Origin of the sequence: Parafilimonas sp. (genome assembly GCF_047606085.1) — a bacterium.
In the GTDB taxonomy this organism is placed as follows: Bacteria; Bacteroidota; Bacteroidia; order Chitinophagales; family Chitinophagaceae; genus Parafilimonas.
In genome coordinates this window covers 23,998-42,431 of the sequence record NZ_JASGEX010000183.1, presented here as the reverse complement: position 1 = coordinate 42,431, position 18,434 = coordinate 23,998, and the positions used below count along the sequence as shown (strand labels likewise).

The window sequence follows — 18,434 nt, the reverse complement described above, 5'->3', positions numbered from 1 at the left end:
GAATGAATTTTGTTACAAGTTTAACCGAAGGTTCTTTGGGCAGAGTTTATTTGACAGGGTATTGGTCGCAACGCTGGAAAATCCATGGTACAGACCTTTTCCAAAAAACGGATAGTCATTAACTTTTTTGTTTCTATTTTTAAATCAAGAAAAGGTACAAAAGCCTACTGTTATCAGCTTCCTTCTATCTATAGCGCGTTAGCGATTTAAAATATTATTTACCGATTAAATAGTAATTATGAGTTTAGTAAAGGCAATTAAGCGATTGGAGTATGCAAACTTTCTTATTAAGAAAAAAGCAACGGGTAATTTAGAAACCTTGCTATAAAATGCAGTTATCCAAAAAGGACGGTGTTTATGAGCTATTATCTAAAATGAGGGAAACGGGGGCGCTCAAATTTCGTTTGATCGAATAAAACAGAACTACTTTTTTGCTGAAAACAGAGAAATTTGTATTTCCAATTTATGAAATATGGACAGGTATTAACGAGAGAGAAGGTGGCAAAAATTGGGAAACCTAAGGATTTGTGTTTTTCGGAGACTGCTGTATGAGGTGCAAACGACAGATTGTAATACTGAAAGTATCGCTGGAAAATGTAAGGATTCATATCCGAATGCTGTAAAAGCAGGCTGTAGCTGTTCTTAGTTTATAAAATTATAATGGTTATAATCAAGGCCGGTTTACAACGAAATAAATCGGCCTTAAAAAATGAATAATGAATCTTTTTAGGAATCTAATTATGAGTACTGCCTTATGCTTTACTCAACAGACATCTAACGCTCAAGACACTATTTCAGTGTATATACAAAATGTTGATTTCCAAAAAAATAGTGGCATTGCTTCTTTATATGAAGTTGTTAATTACCCTTATCTTCACTTGGTTAATAAAAGTATTCCTCTTGAGTATAGAATACCTAAAAAAATAAAACTCATTTCTTATAAGTTAACATTCAATGGAGGTATTTATCCGGTTTGGGAAGGAGATACCATCAATGTGGTTTTTAATAAACAAACAGGCTCCACAGAGTTAAGCAGAGAAAATAATAATCTCTTTTTGTTTTATGAATATCTGTCTGATAATTTTTATAAAAAGTATGTTTCTCCAAATAAATTTGAGGAAGATAAGGCCTCTTCTACAAGTGAGTTTGTAAATTATACAGAAAGCTATTATCAACAAAAGGATAAAATCATTAAAACCTTTTTTAACGGCAAAAAATTACCCTTACTACATTTGATTCTTAAAGAAGAAATAGAATGCCAGAAACTTGATTCTTATTTGAGTTCAAAAGATAGAGATTCTCTTATCAATAAGGATTCTATCTTGTCTTTATATAAAAACATACCAACCTCACTTGAAAAATACGGCAGCAATTATTATAGATTAGATATAAATAATTTAAATTATTTTTTTACCCAGAAGGATTTTCCAGCATTTTTGAGCACAGATGATTTTAATCAAGCATTTATTACCACCGCCCAAAAATATTTTTCAAAAGAAGTAACAGAATTTTTGCTGATGCTAAAACTGTGGAATTTTAAAAAAAATTCCAACGATGTAAATATGCAAAGTGCTGAGATGACCTTAAATTATTTACTACATTCTACATTAGACACGCAATATAAAAATATGGCGACTCAATTTTATATTGATTATAAGAAAGCACTTAAAACACTTTCAAATCTTTTAACAGCTAAATTAAAAACGTATAGTGGGAAAGTTGTAGAGCTGAGGGAAGTAGTAAACGTAGGTACGCCGCTATTCATGGACTTCTGGGCAACATGGTGTGGCCCTTGTATAGCAGAGTTTCCAAGCCTGGATAAAGTTTCAAGGGCTAATCGAAATATTCGTTTTATATCACTTTCCATAGACGAAGATGAAGATAAATGGAGAAAATTCGTGAAAGAAAGAAAATTAGATATTAAAAACACTTTCTTACTGGTAGGGGCAAAGGAAAATCTGCTGGCAAATACCTACTCTCTTACCGATGTACCAAGATTTATAGTTTTCAATGCGAAAGGTGAGTGTGTTTCATCTAATTTTATTAGACCAAGTGAACAAGAATTCGACGTAATGCTTAAAAAGAGCTTGATTTTAAAAAGTGAAGAATGATTACATTCTCAGCACTGTCCAAAATTGCAACAATATTTTTGTTAAGCTTATAATGGGAATAAATAATAAATGATTTATAGTGAAGTTGGTTAGCAAAGATTATTTGCGGGAAAAGAAAAAAAGCTGAATAAATCAGCAGTATTAAACCCGTAGAAAGTGATATGAATTTTCCTGCCTGTTTCATGTGGGCGCTTCACTTGATATTGCCCATAATAAAGCATTTCCTGCAAACTTTCCGCACCAGCCCGAAAGGCTTTCCTTGGTACCTCCTCTGTGCTTGTTAGCAAAGTTTGGAAAACTTACCGGCATTTTCGGCTTAATACTAATTCATTTTCTTTTTCAGGTGGCTTACCTGTTCCTGGAGGTTATTAACAAGGCCCGCAAGCTGGTTTACGTCCCAGCGTTGCTGTGTATTGGCTTTTGTGATGATCATCTGCGCCTTCCATACTTCAAGAATATCATCGGGATTTACATGATAAGGTTCATACTGCGGGTTATCACTTATCAGCGTAAGCTTGTTTTTATAACGGTTGTTTTTCATGATGCGCTTATATACAATGCCTTCATTTTTTGAAACAACTATATATGTATTATTGGCACGGATGTCATCCATTGCTGTAACCCTTTCGCCAACAATTACGCTGCCGCTTGGTGTGGGCAGCATGCTGTCGCCAACTATTTCAAATGCACGGTATTCGCCCGGCGCCAGCATGGGCAGGGTAAAAGTGTTCAGTTCATCAATAAACTCAGGGTCAGCATAACCGGCAAGATAACCGGCGGCAGCCTTAACCGGCACAAATTGTATTTCGTTAATATCGCCCTGCAGCTTTAACTGGCGGCGTTTATCAATATAACTGCCGCCGCCTTTAAGCGCTGTAAGATCTTTCAGCAATAGTTCATCAAGGCTTAATTTGAAAATACTGCATAAATTTTCCAGCACATCAAGCCTGGGCTCAGCGCGTTCTTCTTCGTAAGCACCCACAAGTGAGCGTTTGATTTTTAATTTATGCGCAAATTCTTCCTGTGTCCACCCGCGGAGCTTGCGTAAATACTTCAGATTTTTTCCGGCATAACTCATAGCTAATGCATTTAGTATGCAACATACTAATTATTTTAGTTTGAAAATCTTTTTTAATAAAGTTTTTTCAGATTTTTAAGCGGGCATAAAAAAGCCGCAGCCATAATCAAATACAGAATGAAACTGCGGCTTTTAGAAGGAAAGCTTAGGCTTTTACCTGCTTCTTTTCGCCAAGCATTAAGATTTCATTTACCTGCACTTCCGTTACATAGCGTTTATTGCCTTCCTTATCTGTGTAGTTGCGGTTTATGAGTTTTCCTTCTATGGCAACTTCACTGCCTTTTGACAAAAACTGTTCGGCAATTTCCGCCACTTTGCCCCAGGCAACCAGGTTATGCCATTGTGTATCTGTAACTTTTTCGCCTTTGGCCGTGCGGTAGGTTTCGTCGGTAGCCAAGCTAAAACGGGCCATTTTTTTGCCACTTTCTATGGTGCGGATCTCGGGTTTATTGCCAAGGTTCCCGATAAGCTGAACTTTGTTTTTAAGTGCGTACATACAATAAATTTTTACGGTTTTTAAATTTGTTATTTCAATCTCCGGCGGCGCCCTGCCGGCTGACAACACAAAGATGAAATTACCGGATAGCCTTAGCCGGTTTTTATTCGTTTACTCACGGATGTAACCGTTTGTAAACGGTTATACACGAAAATTGCTTAGTTTTATAATAATGCTTGTTATATGGAAGAACCTAAAAAATGCCTGCATTGCGGTAAAGCCATAAGAGGCCGTTCCGATAAAAAATTCTGCGATGATTATTGCCGCAATAATTACAATAACCAGCTAAAAGCGCAAAGCAATAATTATGTGCGCAACATAAGCAATGCGTTGGGCAAAAACCGCAGGATACTCGAATCGCTGCTGTCCAAAACAGAAGAAAAGGGTAAAACCACCAGGCAAATATTAATGCAACAGGGCTTTTCTTTTAAATATTTTACCCATACATACATACATAAAAAAGGAAATACGTATTTCTTTTGCTACGATTACGGATATTTGCCATTAGATAACGATTGGTATCTTATCGTGCGCAGCAAAAAAGAATAAAATAATTCCTACTAAATCAGTAGGAATTAATATCTTCACCATAAAATAAATCTTTATTATGAGTTTACGTTTAGGGGACGCGGCTCCCAATTTTAAAGCAAAAACAACCGCCGGTGAAATTGATTTTTACGAATATCTTGGCGATGGCTGGGGTATTTTATTTTCTCATCCTGCTGACTATACGCCTGTTTGCACAACCGAACTTGGCAAAACAGCTTTATTACAGGAAGAATTTGCCAAACGCAATACAAAAGTGCTGGCATTAAGCGTTGATTCGCTCGACAGGCATGCAGGCTGGGTGAACGACATTAATGAAACGCAAAGTGTAAATGTTGGCTTTCCAATTATTGCCGATGAAGATAAAAGCATTGCGCATGCTTACGGCATGATACATCCAAACGCTTCTGAAAACTTTACAGTACGTTCGCTGTTCATTATCGGGCCCGATAAAAAGATTAAGCTTACGATAACTTATCCTGCAAGCACCGGTAGAAATTTTGTTGAGGTATTGCGTGTATTGGACAGCCTTCAGCTTACCGCTAATTACAGCGTGGCCACACCGGCTAACTGGGCTGAAGGTGAAGATGTAATTGTAGTGCCTGCCGTTTCTACGGAAGCTGCAATTGAAAAATTCCCTAAAGGTGTAAAGGTTGTAAAACCGTATTTACGTTATACGCCGCAACCGAATAAGTAAAAGCCTTTTTATCATTAAAAGTTATAAATGCATCACAAAACCGTGGTGCATTTTTATTGTGCCAATCTTATATACGCCGTATCTGCATCATCACAAAGCCCATGATTGAATGAGGGTTGAATGTGCGATTAAAACATATTATAATTGGTTAAGCATCCGGCAGCTATTTGACGCGGTGCAAATAGGTTTAATGCGTGGTATGAGGCCTTTGCAAAATTTGTGTTCAGCTTTTAGAATGTGCTTATTTAGCGTCTCCTTCCGTCAAATCAGCTTAATTTAATAAGGGCCTTATGAGAACAAATACTTATAATCTTACTGTGGATGACTTAATTGTGCACTTCCTGAAACTGGAAGGCGTAAAATATATTTTCGGCGTGCCCGGCGGCGGGTTAATAAATATATTAAACACGCTAAAGAATAACGTCAACGGTCTTACATATTTCATTTGCCGGCACGAAACCGGCGCCGCTTATATAGCTGATGGATATTACCGTGCAACAGGCAATTTGGGCGTGGTAATGGTAACAACAGGCCCGGCGCTACCAATGCGCTTACCGGTATAATAAATGCACAGGCAGATGGCTCGGCAGTGTTATTGATTACCGGCGAAACAGACCAGCAATTTTATGGCGAGGGCTACCGGCAGAAAGGTATTGATGCCAGGTTAGATATTAAAGCCATTTATACGGCGGCTACCGGCAATAGTTCCGTTATTACAAGCGGATCGGCCGCCACTATTTTTAAACAGGCGCTGCGTGATGCTTTATCCATTCCAGGGAAACACCTTATGATGGCCTGATGGTAATCGGCTCTTCGCTTGGGGAATTATCTACCAATTCCTGGTCGCAAATTCAGCAACATCCATCATGGCAGCGGCGTCTTCTTTATTATTCATTGCCATATATAAGGCACAAAACTCACTGACAGCAAATCAGAAGCATTCGATTCTTTGCTCTTCTTCATTTTAACGTGCACAGTTTAAATTACTCTAATTATTAAGGGTATTTGAACTTGAAACAGCCAGTCATACAATCATAAGCACTTTTTTGATGAATAATACCCTTGTTAGCCGGCAAGGAATAAAGCCACACAATGCATAAAATTTAAAGCATATCTTATTATCTTATCATTTTTATATTTAGCTAATGCTCTTATTGTCTCACTGTTAAACATGTTCTGAAATCTCAGCGATAAAATCATTTGCAGGCTTTTCATGTTTATCAAAAATAAAAAGCACGGCGCCTGCTGCTAAAATGCCAATACCAATAAGGCTTTCAACCGGTCTTTGTATAAACGTAAACACTAAAACCCAGCCATTAAACAAAAGAAAAATAATTTGCAGCCAGGGTTTTAAAGGGCTTATAAAAACACCCGGCATTTTCTCTTTTATAAATAAACTTGTTGATACGGTAAGCGATGCCATCAGTTGTAAAACAAACCCTGCATATAATAAAACTTTTTCAAACGAACCTGAAAGTACAAGTACAATACTTATAAAAACATGCAGCCATATTGCAGCAACAGGAATGTTATGCCGGTTGGTTTTTGCCAACGGTTTCCACAACCTGAATTCGTTTGCCATAGCCTGCGTAACCCGCGGGCCCACCCATAAATAAGAACTGATAGTTGCCAGCAATTGTATGGCAATAAAAGCGCTTACCCATTTGCCACCGGTACTTCCAAGTAAGTTATTGTAAGCAATAAATGCAACTTCTTCTTTATTGGCAAGGGCATTTACAGTGCCGTTCTTAAGCATGCAAAATTGAAATAGCACATATACCATTAACACGAACCATGTGCTTAATATTAAAGCTTTGGGAAGATTGCGCAACGGTTTATCAATTTCACCGGCAATATATGCTGCTGCATTCCAGCCCGTGTAAGCAAAACTTACATACACCATTGATACAGCAAATCCAGGGCTTATAATTTCCTTGCGCCAGCTATTGGAGAAATTAAGCGCATTATTTTCTGCACCCGGCAATGCAAACGCAATTATGATAAGCGCAACAATAAAAACAACTTTAATGATGGTAGTAATATTTTGAAACCTGCTGCTGTGTTTTAATGTAATGCTGTGCATGATGCCTGTAATTAATATTATGGCAACAGCTATCCAGCTATTATTGTGCAAACCAAACGGTGAAAGATATTTTATAAAAGCGATTGCGGCCAAAGCTGCCGGCGCAGAAAACCCAACCGTTAATCCTGCCCATGCCGATAAATAACCGAGAAAGGGGTGAAACAATCTTGACAGGTAAATGTAATCGCCGCCGGACTGTTTAAAATATGTTGCCAGCTCTGCATAAGCAAATGCGCCAAACAATGCCAGTGCGCCGCCAAAAATCCAAAGCAATAATATGCTCCATGTATTTTGCACTGATGCAAGCTGAAACCCAACGCTGGTAAAAACACCGGTGCCAATCATATTCGCAATTACAATGGAAATAGCGGTGAGCAGTGTTATTTTCTTTGCCGGTTGCTTCAATGTAAATGCTGTTTGGTTAAAGCAAAATAACTAAATAACGGTTACCCGTTTTTATGCATTCTTATTTATTGAATTTCGGGAACAACGAGCCGAATGTTTATTGCATAATGCGTATTGCAATCTTCACTTCATCGGCAACAATGCTGTCAATCATCTCAAATTCGTCGGTTACGCTTTTTAAACTGCGCAACGAGATACGAACATTGCTTTGAATATCATATAAACCTGCATCAATTTCCTGTTGCCGCTGCTGTAATAGTTCCTGCACTTTATTGGTAATAGGTGCATTGCGGTTTGAAACAGTGGTTTTTACAACCTCTCCGTTTAAGATGCAAACAGTTCGTTTAAATTTTTCATTTACATTATTTATCAGAGCATCAAAATCCTCGGCCTTCATATCTTTTCCAAACCTGGTTATTAATGAAGATAAGGCTGCTATATGCGCCGTTAGAATATAACCGCTGGCAACAAACTGGTGGTAAAAAGAAAGCTTTGCATCTTTTCTTTTTTCAGAAAGCATGCGCTGAAAATTATCGCTCAGGTTAGCAAGCGCCACAAAAGCATCTTTCCGCATCGGCGTATAATCTGTTTTAAGCATTTCAGGCTTCCTTAATAACCCTGCTGCAACATTGAAATATTTTTTATTGGCATCAACAAAATCCTTTATGAGATCTTTTGTTTGCTCGTGCTCCCATAAAGGAAATATCATAAAAGATGCAATGAACGCAATTACACAACCAATGGCTGTATCAATAAGCCTGTCGGTAATAACTGCACTGAAATCAGACTGGTTTAAAAAATGAAAGCTGATGATAACATAAATGGTAATGCAGGTGCAGCTTATATAATAGTTAAGTTTCAGCAGGCTGTAAGCTATTACCATGGTACAAAGCAACAGCAGGAAGGCCAGTGTATTGTTGTTAACAAAATAGATGAAAGCAAATGATATAATTACACCTGTTATGGTGCCCAGCAAACGCTGCTTATTGCGTGTGCGTGAAATGCTGTAGGCTGGTTTTAATATAGTAGCAATGGTTAATAAAATCCAGTAACCATGTCCCAATGGAAAAAACAACGAAACAAAATAACCTATAAGCATCGCAATGGTTACACGCAAAGCATGCCTGAACTGGCTTGATTTAAGCGATATATTTCCTATTAATAAGGAAGGCGAAATTTCTGTATGCTTTACCTTAAGCTCTGCGCCCGGATAATTTTTATAATGCCTCGTTGCAATGGTTTCATAGCCCGAAAAATAATGAAGCCTTTTTATTCTTTCGCCCACATCCTGTATGGTAAAGCGTATTTGCCTTAGCTTGATAAATAAAGGCAATGTATTTTTATTAAGGCCATTCTTTCTTTCCAGCGCAAAAACATCCGAAAGCTTTTTTTGCTGCGCATTAATATCTGTATATGGCTTTGAATGCTGGTTGAATTGAATGGCATAGCCAATGCTGTTCAGCTCCTGGCTAAAGGCGTGCAGGGAATTTTCTATCTCCTGCAAAATCCCCGTATTATCAAAAGCTTTATGTATATCACTATAATTTTGGTGCAGCGAAATAAGATGTTCAAACAGATCGGCGCTGTCAAGGAACATCATCATTAATATTCTTCCCTTTGCTGTAGAGTCAATCACCATTTCCCTCGTGTTCAGCAGCATTTCCCGCAGGCTGTCCTGCTCCTGCTGAATGGTAATCTGTTTCAGGCTTAACTTGTTATATAAATACTCATCGTTATGTTTCTCTTTAAACAAGCCGGCCAGTGTTTCCACATATTCGGAAATGGAACGCAGGCTTTCTCCCAGTTGTATTTGTATGTAGCGGTAAGGCCGCAGGCGGTGCAGCAATATGCTCATCAAAAAATAACACATACCGCCTGCAGTAAGCATCAGCCCGTTAAACCAGGGGCTGCCAAAGCTGGCCTTGCTGTCAATATTAAAAATAAAAACCAGCAGCGCCACGAGGCCTACGGAATTAGCGCGGCTGCCGTAAATGCCGATCAGCGAAAAAAACATCCCGAATAATACAATGAACAGGGTAATGAAGACCGCATTGTGGTTGAGCGAAATGGTAATTACAACCACTATGAAATTAAGGCATATACTTGCCAGTATGGTATTGCGGCGGTGCGTAAACGGGCCGGGGCTGTCGGTTGAACCAACGATTAATGCACCCAGCGGGACGGCCGACATTAATCCCAGCACATCATAATGATATAAAATAATGGCAGGGATAATGGCGGCGGCAGTTATGCGTATGCCGGTAAATAAATATTGGCTTGAAAATATTTTTTTGAAAGTGAGCTGGTAATCCATGCTGTTTGCAAACTTAATAAAGTGCCAAAATCCCTGCACATTAAATATAACGCTAACAACCGTTTGGATTGATAAATTGAAGTTGCTTACATTTGCGCCCTCCATGCAAATTGAAGTATTAAAATCGAAAATTCACAGGGCGGTGATAACAGAAGCCAACCTGCAATATGTGGGAAGCTTAACACTGGATGAAGACCTGATGGATGCCGCCAATCTTATTGAAAATGAAAAGGTGCAGGTGGTGAATGTGAACAATGGCTCGAGGCTGGAAACCTACATTATTAAAGGCAGGCGCGGCAGCGGCACCGTTTGTTTAAACGGCCCCGCAGCAAGGCAGGGCGCCGTGGGCGATGTGGTGATTGTAATTTCGTATGCCATCATGGAATTTGAAGAGGCTAAAAAATTCAAACCCTGGCTTGTGTTTCCGAAGGAAGGAAATGCGCTATAGATATATAATTGTTGTTGATGTAAGGCACATGCGGCTGTGAACAAGTGAACCCGTAAACTTTTCTCCACGTCAACGCATTGTCAAAACTCCTCATCTCGTAATTAATTATTAGCCGAAGCGATTATTTTTGCGCGCTAAAATTTTATCTACTGTCGCGCAATACTGTTAATATAGCTTTAGTTGGCAACCCCAACAGTGGTAAGACTTCTTTATTCAATGCATTAACCGGCCTTAACCAGAAAGTGGGCAATTTTCCGGGCGTTACGGTTGATAAAAAAACAGGCTTATCCCATTTGGATGCGGGCGTAAACGCCACTGTTATTGATTTGCCCGGCACATACAGCCTGTACCCCCGGCGGGCCGATGAATGGGTGGCTTACAAGGTTTTGCTGCATGCCGATGAAAAATTACACCCGGAAATCGTGTTGCTGGTGGCCGATGCCAGCAACCTTAAACGCAATTTGCTTTTTTGCAGCCAGGTTATAGATTTAAAATATCCCGTGGTAATTGCCCTTACCATGATGGATCTTGCCCGCAAAAAAGGAATTGAAATAGATGTTGCCGGCCTTTCAACCGAATTGGGCGTGCCTGTTATTGCTGTAAACCCTAGAAAGAATAAAGGCATTACCGAGCTGAAAAAGGCGCTGGCGCAAACAGCTAAACTTCATCAGCAGCCTGCCAAAAGAGATTTTATCAACAACCTGTCGCTGGCGCCGCATGCTGTTGAAACAGTGAAACAGACCTTGCCAGGCATCAGCGATTATGAAGGCATTCATTATCTCATCAACCATGAAAATTTCGGTTTGACAGACACCGTGAATGAGGTGATTGAACAGGCGGAGATTGACAACAATTTCAATCCATCCAAAACACAGGCGGAAGAAATTCTCCGGCGCTACACCCGCATTAAACAGGTAATGCAGCAAAACGTGGTAGAGCCCGATCCGCTGCACCGCAAATTATTTACGGAGCATCTCGATAATATTCTTTTGCACCGCGTATGGGGCTATGTAATACTGCTGGTTGTTTTAGCTGTTGTGTTTCAAAGCATGTTCTGGCTGGCGCAGTATCCTATGGATTGGATTGACGGCGCCTTCGCCAATATAAGCAGTTGGCTGAATGGTGCATTGCCATCTGCCTGGTGGAGCGACCTGCTCATAAACGGCCTCGTGGCAGGCCTGAATGGCATTCTCGTTTTTGTGCCGCTGATAATGATCCTGTTTGGATTGATTACCATACTGGAAGACACCGGCTATATGGCCCGCATAAGTTTTTTGAGCGATAAGCTGATGCGCAAAGCGGGCCTGAATGGCAAGAGCGTAATGCCGATGATAAGTGGTTTTGCCTGCGCAGTGCCAGCCATTATGAGCACCAGGAATATTGAGAACCACAAGGAAAGATTGCTCACCATACTGGTTACACCTTTAATGAGCTGCAGCGCAAGGCTGCCGGTTTATACCATACTGATAGCGCTGGTAATTCCCAATACCTATTATTTTGGTTTTTTAAGCCTGCAGGGTTTGGTAATGATGGGGCTGTATCTTCTGGGAACGGCAATGGCGCTGGTGGTAAGCTATGTGTTCAAGTTTATTATTAAAATGAAAGAAAAAAGCTATTTCATTTTAGAGCTGCCTGTTTACCGTGCGCCGCGCTGGAAAAATGTGGGCATTACCATGATTGAAAAGGCAAAAATCTTTGTTAGCCAGGCGGGAAGGGTTATTCTTTTTATAAGCCTGGTATTATGGTTTTTAAGCAGCTACGGCCCGCCTTCGCGCCTTCGCGCCGTGAATGAAAAATATACGGCAGAACTGCAGCAGAAAAATTTGAGCGAAGATTCTGTTACGGCAATCGAAAAAGAATATGCAGCAGAAAAACTGCAAAATTCTTTTGCCGGTATTTTGGGCAAATCCATAGAGCCGGCAATTGAACCGCTGGGTTACGACTGGAAAATTGGCATTGCATTGATAACATCATTTGCTGCACGTGAAGTTTTTGTTGGCACCATGGCAACGCTGTACAGCGTGGAAGATAAAGACAACAACACCCGCACCTTGCAGGAAAAAATGGAAAGCGCCGTGCATAAAGACGGCAGCAAGGTATATACGCTGCCGGCTGCTTTATCATTAATGGTGTTTTATGTGTTTGCCATGCAGTGCATGAGCACGCTGGCTATTGTAAAAAGAGAAACCCGCACGTGGAAATGGCCGCTCATCCAGTTTATTTATATGACGGGTCTTGCCTATTTGATGAGCCTGCTTGTTTATCACCTGTTTTTGAGCCTGCTTGTTTATCACCTGTTTTAATGCCCAGAACCTGTTTTGTAAATTTAATTTCTTACAGGGTTTTTCACAGAAGAAGATAGGTTTCCGGATGGTTTCTCCGCACGGGCAAAGGAGTGCAAGAGAATTAATGCGTTTCTGCCGGCTTTGTTTCTACGTGCGAAAAAATTTAAACAGCTTCTCAGGCTTTTCTGAACATAGCTATCAATACCATATCTATAACTGCAACGGCAAAAATGATAATAGTAAGCTTGTTTTGCAGCAGCTTCTGCCTGCGGCTTTTTTCACTTCGTGAATTATATAGGCTGTAATGGCTGAAGTAAAACCATTTGTACAAACTTTTGTTGGTAGTGCTTGCGGAAAACAGCACCGTTTTAAGAATGATTAAAATAAGCAGTATTGCAGTAACAGCATAAATAATAAATTGGTACATCATAGCCATTGATTTTTTTACAATGGCAAGCAGCTGTTTTCAGTAGAGGCAAAATACAAAAAAACAAATGATTTTTAAAAGGCCGCGAATTAATATTCCATTTTTCTTAATGCCGGGGCTTTAAACCAGGTAACGATAACTACAGCCGCCGTCATGCAGCCGCCAAAAATCACAGAAGGCACCACGCCCATCAGTTTAGCCATTAAGCCGCTTTCAAACTGGCCAAATTCATTGCTGGAATTAATGAACATAGAGTTTACGCTCATTACGCGGCCCCGCATATTATCAGGGGTTTTTAATTGCATGATGGTGCCGCGCACAACAACGCTTATACCGTCGAGCATGCCGCTTAACAGCAGGGCAATAAAGGAAACGATAAACAGCCTGGACAAGGCAAAGCATATAATGCATACGCCAAACCCAAAAACGGCAAACAATAATTTATATCCCTGTTTCCTGCGCATAGGGGCGGCGGTTAGCAAAACTACGCTGCATATAGCGCCCATATCCGAAGCGCCGTTCAGTATGCCAAACCCTTCCGCCCCAATCTTTAAAATATCCCTTGCAAACACCGGCACCATAGCAACAGCGCCGCCAAACAGTACCGCAAAAAGATCAAGCGACAAAGCGCCCAAAATCTCCTTTGTTTTGAAAACAAAGCTCAAACCCTCTTTTACGCTGTCCCATGTTTTCTTTTCGGTTTTTTCATTCAGCGGCGGCTTGGGCTTTATATTAAAAAGGATAATAAATGCCACGGCAATAAGCGCTGCGATCACTCCAAAAGTACCGGTATTGCCCAGCATGGCAATTAAAAAACCGCCCAGTGCATGGCCGGTAACCGAGGCGGAAAGATAGGCGCCCTGGTTCCAGGTAGTGGCATTTTGCAAAATATTTTTAGGAACAACCTGCGCCAGCACCACATTAAACACCGGCCCTACAAACGAGCGCACAATGCCGGTGCCGAAAACTATACAGTAAATAAACACGGCAATGGTACTATTGGTAAATGCCTGGCTGGTATGTTTGGTTGAAAGCAGCAATAAGATTATCACTGCAATAAAATATAAGCCAACACCCCGCAGCATCAGCTTTCTTTTTTCACTCAGGTCTATCACATGGCCTGCATACAAAGCCAGCGAAACGGCAGGCACCACCTCAGATAAGCCAATTAAGCCAATGGCAAAAGGTGCATTGGTTAAGTTATATATCCACCAGCCCAGTAAGGTGGTGAGCATTCTCAATGCCATTACAAAAGCAAACCTTCCCATTACAAGGTTCCTGAATTCGGGTATGCGAACAGCTATAAAAGCATCAGAAGAACTCTGTTGTTGATCACCGGTTGTCATTAAGCTCAAATGAAATTTAATAAAGAGGCAACAGCCTTAATGCAGGCAAATGTATTTTAAAATTATTTGGCTTTGCGATTGAGAAATGCATCTAAATGGTTGCCGCAGCTTATTCTTTAAATAAACGGCTGGTGTATTTTGTCCAATAAGTAAGTTTTTCATTAAAGAAGGCTTTGGCCCCGTTCAAAATTTCAGCATAATGGTTCAGTACATAACGGCCAGTTGTATTGGGCGTATTGGCTGATGCGTTTTGCGCCACAACACAATCTATTGCGGTTGCATTCCCAAAAATTGCTTTCAGGTCTTCAAGTTTTTTGCGGCTTGCCGTGGCTGACAACTTCTTTATATGGTTATCAAAAATGTGCATAGCCGTACTGCAAACAGCTATGCCTTTTTCCAGTTCAAGGTTTTGGCGATGGCTTTTATCATAATCATAAAAACTTCCATTAAAAATACTTGACAGAGAACCATCATCCATTTTAAAACAATTAAAAAAATAGGTGGTTGGTGCCGTGTACGTAAAGCTGCCTGTTTTGCTGTTGGCGATGGCATTAAACCATTTTTCAATTTTTATGGGCATGCTTTTATTTAAAGCAGGGTCTATAACATACAGGCCTGCTGCATTATTCTTTTTTATTTTAACAACAGGCGCCACATGATAGCCCCATTGTATCTTATTGCCCAGCGCAAACCTGTTTTTGTCTTTAATTTCAAGCATGGTTGTATTGCCGGGCGCAGTAGTGGCTGCAGCAAACAGCCAGATTTTGGCATGTTGAATTTTAAATTTCTTATCCAGTATAAGCGAACTTATATGCGCCCGTTGCTGGCAGCCGCCCTGCGGGAAATTATATTCAGCCTGCAGCAATGCTGCTATATCGCTGAATGCAGCAAGAATAGTTTTTTCTGAATATGATTTCAGTTTGCCGGCGTTAAAGTTTTCAAAGTATGTTGGCATCATGCTGTATGATAAGCAAAATTTCAACCAAATCTTTTTCCTTATCTAATGACACCAATAATTTGGCTGCATGCATGCTGAAATAACGGTGTGCAGCAACTTACAGGTTTTACCGTTATTTCCCCATTGCAGGCAAGAAAAATACCAGCAGCAAATATGGGAAAGAAGTGCATTTTACAATGTTGATGTAATTTTCAGCACGCTAACTTTTACACTATGGAACAATATTCAAGGCCATTAATTTTTTTATATCCTACTCGCACAAAAACATCAGCGAGAAAAATGAGGCAAACCCATTTCTATATTACTTTCATTCGTACAGGTTTGTTTTTTCAATGGTCTCATGCCTGTCCCGAACTTGCTTCGGGAGAATCTCGCTATGTACATTCCCCTGTGTGATAAAAATTATCATGCTCGGTTTCATTGCTAAAACTTATACCTGAAAGCAATTTTAAAACTTCTTCCAAGCAGAGGGCGTGCTATAAACGAAGTAGCGCCTGCATCGCTACTCTGAAATTCGCCCTGGCGCGGATTTCCTTCTGTAAGGCCTAATGAATTGTTGAGATTATCTATAACTCCGAAAATTGAAATTTTGTCAGTAAGTTTTACCTGGGCATCCACATCAATTTTCGTATAGCCCGGAAGGATCACCGAGTTTGCAACATCCACATAGCGTTTTGCCTCGTATTCTATGGCAGCCTGCAGGCGAAGGTTGTCATGAAAAAAATTAAACCCCGGAACAACTCTCAGCGAAGTGGCTGGTATTCTGATAAGCTGATTGCCATTATAATTGATTAAAGTTCCGGAATTATCTGTATAAATATATCCTTTATATTGGGCATGCTGTAAGGTAGATGTTGCTGAAATATCAAACCATTTTACCGGATAATAACCGGCTTCAAGCTCAAGGCCAAAAGTTTGTGTATTGGCATACAGGTTTTCCTGCGTGTTAGTTCCATCTAAATTAAAAACATAATTTGTAAAGCCTACATTATTATATTTTGTCCAGAACCCTGTAGCATAAAAAGAGAGTTTAGAATAACTGTATTTATATCCAATTTCGCCAAGCTGCATTGTTTGGGTTACAGGCGTAGCGGTGGCGTTGGTTACGTAACTGCTCAATCCCGGAATACGCGCAGCAGAAGTATATCTGGCAAATGCGCCCATATTGCCGGAAAACTGATAATTTACGCCCAATGTCCAGGTAGCGTAATTAAAATTGCGGTTATAGCTTTGAAATATCCCACTGCCGGTTAATATTTTGGATGTTGCCGTAGTTCCCAGGTTTACAGTGGTCGTTTGTTCTACCACTCCCTGTGTTTGCGCATTTTCCCAACGCAATCCCCCATCAATACGAAAAGCCTTTGTTATCTGCCATTCATCGCTGATATAAACGGCATTGGTTGTTTGTTCACCGCGGGCATTCGCAAACTCATATCCATATTGGTATATTCCGTTATCAGTAAATGTGCTTAATACATTTCCACTGGCGTCCAGGGCTACGAGGTTCAGCAATCTTGCCTTATTTTGAACATCAAGCAGTGCGCTTGAAGAATATCTGCTGAAGTCTTCTTCGAAATGAGCATAATAGTATCCAAAGTTGAAATCATGTTTGGAAGAGCCTGTGCCAAAAATATGCGAAACATGAAAGTCGTTTGTAATTTCTGTAAGCGGTAATGTAAGGCCCCTGATCCCGCCTATAATAACAAGGCCATTACCATTTTGGCTGGCCGTATTAAATGTTGTGCCTGTGGTTACATACTGTAATCCCAGTTTTGCTGCGCCTGAAACAGTTGATAACAGGCTTGCCTGGCTTGCAAGCAGTGAATCAGCGCTTTCTAAAGTATTCGGATATACGCCATTGCGCTGCGTTTGTGTGTTATCGTAGCGCAGTGTGTTTTTTAAAATCCAGTTATTAAAAAGCTCCGTCTTAAACTTAGCTGTTAGCTGGCTTCTTTTTACAGATGTCCCCACTGTATTATCAAAATTATAAGTGCTGCCGTCTCCTTCAATCATACTTACCTTTTCTGTTTCCGGGCCGGCAACTGTTCCGTAATGACCATTAAAACCAGGCACTGCTACTATTTTTCCGTTTTTATGGGTCATGGGAATGCCTAAATAAAAAACCACATCATCATCCACACGCTTAAAATCAACATCAAAGGATGATTTTTCCCATTGGCGGCCAACAGAAACCCGCACCTGCCCTCCATGATTGCCGGTAAAACCGGGGTCGCGCACGCCTGTGCCGGTACGGTAAAATCCTCCTATAGCAAATTTCCACCCATTGCCGATAGGGCTTCCTACCCAAAAATCTCCCCGGTAAAGATTATCGCTTCCCAGGCTAAGCTTAAAAATGCCTTCTGTTGTATCGCCAACGGTGCGGGGAATATAGTTTACTGCCCCGGCAGGGGCATTGGAATAAAAAACCGAAGAAGGGCCGCCCCGGACTACTTCAACAGATTGAATGGTTTCATCGAAGCGAAATACCTGGTCTGCATTCAGGTAACCTAATGCCGGGTCGTGCTGTACCGGGATTCCGTCTTCCAGCAACTGGATGGATCCGTAACCATCTACAGGAACGCCTCTTGCCCTTACATTCCCGCTTGCCTCGCCGCCTGATGCCTCAACCCAGAAACCCGGCACTGATTTTAAAGTCTCGGTAACACTTGTGGGCGCCTGCAGGCTAAGCGCATTATACCCGATATTGGTAACGGAATAGCTTGTTGCAAGTTTGGTACGATTTTGTGCACCGGCGCGCCCGGTAACGATAACTTCGTTTAAATCATTAGCTGTCAATTTTAATTTGATCACCAGGGATATGCCGGCGTTGGGTTTTACATTATAACCGGATAGTGTCTGGGATTGAAAACCTACGTGGGAAATAGTAATTGAATAAGGGCCGCCTGCAGGTAAATTGTGATAAGCGAAAACGCCCAAAGAATCTGTTTGCGTGGCAGAAACCTGGCCTGTGCTTTGGTTCTTTGCAAAAACAGTAGCGTTGGCCACCGGCTGCCCGCTCTCACTATTTACCTGCCCCTTTATTTCATTGCCATTTTGCGCATTTGCAATAATCTGAATATGACAGCAGGCTGCTAATAATAAAATATGCAGGAATTGCCTGGTTTTGATAGCTGGTTTGGTCATAAAAAAATTTATTTCTTTATTATACACTGCGATTGTTTATAATTTAGCCTGCTTTTACCATCATACCATGATCTTATTTAAATGGCCGCCATTCGT

13 protein-coding genes and 1 pseudogene are annotated in these 18,434 nt (G+C 40.6%); 6 read left to right on the top strand and 8 right to left on the bottom strand.

Going from position 1 to position 18,434, the window contains the following annotated elements; all coding sequences use genetic code 11:
- Positions 1–716: 716 nt before the first annotated feature.
- Positions 717–2,111 carry a TlpA family protein disulfide reductase gene (locus tag QM629_RS16070; RefSeq protein ID WP_415160909.1) on the top strand — a complete coding sequence of 465 codons (1,395 nt, stop codon included), beginning with the start codon at positions 717–719 and terminating at the stop codon, positions 2,109–2,111.
- A 322-nt stretch (positions 2,112–2,433) separates the two neighbouring features.
- Here the strand turns inward: QM629_RS16070 and QM629_RS16065 are convergent, their stop codons facing one another.
- Positions 2,434–3,189, bottom strand: coding sequence for an XRE family transcriptional regulator (locus QM629_RS16065; protein ID WP_415160908.1), 756 nt, complete (start codon positions 3,187–3,189; stop codon positions 2,434–2,436).
- A 145-nt stretch (positions 3,190–3,334) separates the two neighbouring features.
- Complete coding sequence (locus QM629_RS16060) at positions 3,335–3,685, bottom strand: single-stranded DNA-binding protein (RefSeq protein ID WP_415160907.1); 351 nt, start codon at positions 3,683–3,685, stop codon at positions 3,335–3,337.
- Positions 3,686–3,868: 183 nt separating this feature from the next.
- On the opposite strand from QM629_RS16060, the gene QM629_RS16055 reads away from it, so the two are divergent.
- From QM629_RS16055 to QM629_RS16045, 3 genes and pseudogenes are all read left to right on the top strand, one after another.
- Positions 3,869–4,234: a DUF2116 family Zn-ribbon domain-containing protein gene (locus tag QM629_RS16055; RefSeq protein WP_415160906.1), complete on the top strand. Its 366-nt coding sequence runs from the start codon at positions 3,869–3,871 to the stop codon at positions 4,232–4,234.
- 58 nt (positions 4,235–4,292) lie between these two features.
- Positions 4,293–4,928 (top strand): peroxiredoxin, encoded by a 636-nt coding sequence (locus QM629_RS16050; protein WP_415160905.1) that lies wholly within the window; start codon positions 4,293–4,295, stop codon positions 4,926–4,928.
- Between the two features lie 290 nt (positions 4,929–5,218).
- A pseudogene (locus QM629_RS16045) lies at positions 5,219–5,727 on the top strand (thiamine pyrophosphate-binding protein).
- Positions 5,728–6,093: 366 nt separating this feature from the next.
- On the opposite strand, the gene QM629_RS16040 reads toward QM629_RS16045, so the two are convergent.
- Together QM629_RS16040 and QM629_RS16035 are read right to left on the bottom strand one after the other, a co-directional pair.
- Positions 6,094–7,416: an APC family permease gene (locus QM629_RS16040; RefSeq protein ID WP_415160904.1), complete on the bottom strand. Its 1,323-nt coding sequence runs from the start codon at positions 7,414–7,416 to the stop codon at positions 6,094–6,096.
- Between the two features lie 97 nt (positions 7,417–7,513).
- Positions 7,514–9,835 (bottom strand): FUSC family membrane protein, encoded by a 2,322-nt coding sequence (locus tag QM629_RS16035; protein WP_415160903.1) that lies wholly within the window; start codon positions 9,833–9,835, stop codon positions 7,514–7,516.
- On the opposite strand from QM629_RS16035, the gene panD reads away from it, so the two are divergent.
- Both panD and feoB read left to right on the top strand, forming a co-directional pair.
- Positions 9,834–10,178 carry an aspartate 1-decarboxylase gene (gene panD / locus QM629_RS16030; protein WP_415160902.1) on the top strand — a complete coding sequence of 115 codons (345 nt, stop codon included), beginning with the start codon at positions 9,834–9,836 and terminating at the stop codon, positions 10,176–10,178. The genes QM629_RS16035 and panD overlap by 2 nt on opposite strands.
- A 104-nt stretch (positions 10,179–10,282) precedes the next feature.
- Entirely contained in the window at positions 10,283–12,481 is a 2,199-nt protein-coding gene (gene feoB, locus QM629_RS16025) for a ferrous iron transport protein B (RefSeq protein ID WP_415160910.1), read from the top strand.
- A 157-nt stretch (positions 12,482–12,638) separates the two neighbouring features.
- On the opposite strand, the gene QM629_RS16020 is transcribed toward feoB, so the two are convergent.
- The 4 genes from QM629_RS16020 to QM629_RS16005 all read right to left on the bottom strand — a co-directional run bounded on the left by QM629_RS16020 (position 12,639) and on the right by QM629_RS16005 (position 18,338).
- Positions 12,639–12,893, bottom strand: coding sequence for a hypothetical protein (locus QM629_RS16020; RefSeq protein ID WP_415160901.1), 255 nt, complete (start codon positions 12,891–12,893; stop codon positions 12,639–12,641).
- Positions 12,894–12,979: 86 nt separating this feature from the next.
- Positions 12,980–14,236, bottom strand: coding sequence for an MFS transporter (locus QM629_RS16015; protein ID WP_415160900.1), 1,257 nt, complete (start codon positions 14,234–14,236; stop codon positions 12,980–12,982).
- Positions 14,237–14,345: 109 nt separating this feature from the next.
- Positions 14,346–15,194 carry a protein-glutamine glutaminase family protein gene (locus QM629_RS16010; RefSeq protein ID WP_415160899.1) on the bottom strand — a complete coding sequence of 283 codons (849 nt, stop codon included), beginning with the start codon at positions 15,192–15,194 and terminating at the stop codon, positions 14,346–14,348.
- A 423-nt stretch (positions 15,195–15,617) separates the two neighbouring features.
- Positions 15,618–18,338 carry a TonB-dependent receptor gene (locus tag QM629_RS16005; protein ID WP_415160898.1) on the bottom strand — a complete coding sequence of 907 codons (2,721 nt, stop codon included), beginning with the start codon at positions 18,336–18,338 and terminating at the stop codon, positions 15,618–15,620.
- Positions 18,339–18,434 lie beyond the last annotated feature (96 nt).